The following is a 1935-nucleotide window of genomic DNA, read 5'->3' as shown; positions in this document are numbered from 1 at the left end:
ATAGATATAGAATTACCTCCTATGGAAGAATGCTATGAAATTAACATGGAGGTAGCAGAACTAAACAAAGAATTATCTATTACTATGTTAGAGCAAGATTGGAATAAAGATTCCATTATTCATTCCGTGATTCCTGATGAGACCGAAACACTGTTTGAAGAATTTCCATCTGATGGGCCTTCCGTTACAATAACAGAGGCAGAAGAAACACATGTAGAAATCAAAACGGTTCCAGTTGAAGAAATGCTTAATCATACCGAAGAAAACAAGCTAGATGAAGATGTAGCAAAAGTTTACGAATCTATTAGTATTACGGTTCAAGAAAACTTAGAAAAAAATAGAGAAGATTATTCGAAAAATGATGAGAAGCAACCAGAATATAAACCTATGAGTTATAAAGAACGCCAAGAGCACTTAAAATCTCAGCAAAAAAATAAGAATAATACTACGCAGTCGCTACTTAATAAAAATGAGAAACCTAAGCAAAAAACATCGAACGTAATGAGTAAGGAATTGAATAATTTCTTTGATTAATAGTTTGTAAACCTCAAATTAAATCTAGTATTGGTATAGTCAGCATTTCAGAAAAAAACACGCTAAGCCAAAAATACAATAAGCTGCCCATGTAGGCAGCTTATTTACATAATTATCGTTATTGGAAGTAGTATTGATTGTTTTTCATTTACAGATTTTAATACTGCTTGTTGGAATAGTGGATTAAAAAGTATTTAGTAAATATTTTTTTGTAATTAAATAAGCTATAAAACCTGTTATTAGTGCTATTGTTGTAATTGTTAAATTTTGTATTATATAGCTAGTAAATGAATAATCATTTTTAGCGATCCATTGATAAATATTTAAAGATATAAAAAGTGTTATTGGAAATACAATAATATACATCTGTTTTAAGATCGAGATTTTATCCATAATTTTACACCTCCCTTTTCTACATGTTAACATTTTAAGTAAACGATATGTTGTGTGATTTTGGATGAATAAGATATTCACAATTAGTTAACATAACGTCTCATTATCGGTGGTAAAGAAAAAGGGGAACCCTACTCTCACAAGGGAACCTTCTTTTTTTGTTCTATGGATCTATACATTTTTTTATACATTCCTATTCTAGCGCGCATTTAGGGTTATTGTTTGTTACTGGATTACTCGAAAAATTGTATGAATTTCGCATACCCTTAGCGTGGATTTTTTCAAAATACTAGCAGTACCCCTAGTAAGACTGCATTCTAGATTTTGATTCACCCTATAGCAAACTTATGATTTTAAAATTATTCTTGCATTTGAGTAGAAATACCATTATATTTGTATTAACAACTATATAAATAAATCATAATTTACGTGAAGGACACACCTTACGTACCATCCCAACGGTACAGGTGTGTCCTTTTTTACGTTCTAGGAGGAAAAATATAATGGCAGAAGATAAGACAAACACTCAAACTGTAGAAGAACTTGGAATGGCTTTTGAAACAGAGAACCCACAAGGTGACACGGTATTAGAAGCAAGCTTTAATCAATTTGAGCGAGTACGTGATCATGAACTAGAGGAATTAGCGCGTATGAAACGCGAGCGTACTGTAGGGAAAGGCTTGATTACAGTCGTATCCGAAAAGCTATTCCCGACTAAAAACGGAAAGTCTGAGCGTATACAAGTGCTTACAATGCAAATTGGTACTCATACGACAGCATATTGTCCTATTACAGAGGCAGGTATAAATGTTCCTAAAAATCCTCAATGGCTAGTGGGTAGAACAAAGCCTGTAATCATTGAACACTTCCAGAAAACAGAAGAAGGCAACTTTGCTGTTGTATCTATCACAGCAGGAGAGTTAGCACTTCAAAAAAGATTATATGAAGAAGTAACAGCGCAAGAAGGCAGTAAAGTGTACACAGGAACTGTTTCGGGTCATATCCCAT

2 pseudogenes are annotated in these 1935 nt (G+C 32.9%); both read left to right on the top strand.

The features are described from left to right. Positions 1–534: pseudogene (locus tag CO726_RS30790) on the top strand (DNA translocase FtsK); the annotation flags it as partial. Positions 535–1430: 896 nt separating this feature from the next. Continuing rightward, positions 1431–1935 (top strand): annotated as a pseudogene (locus CO726_RS30780) (RNA-binding protein); the annotation flags it as partial.

This window comes from Bacillus fungorum (assembly GCF_002746455.1).
GTDB lineage: Bacteria > Bacillota > Bacilli > Bacillales > Bacillaceae_G > Bacillus_A > Bacillus_A fungorum.
This window is presented reverse-complemented; position numbering and strand designations above follow the sequence as displayed.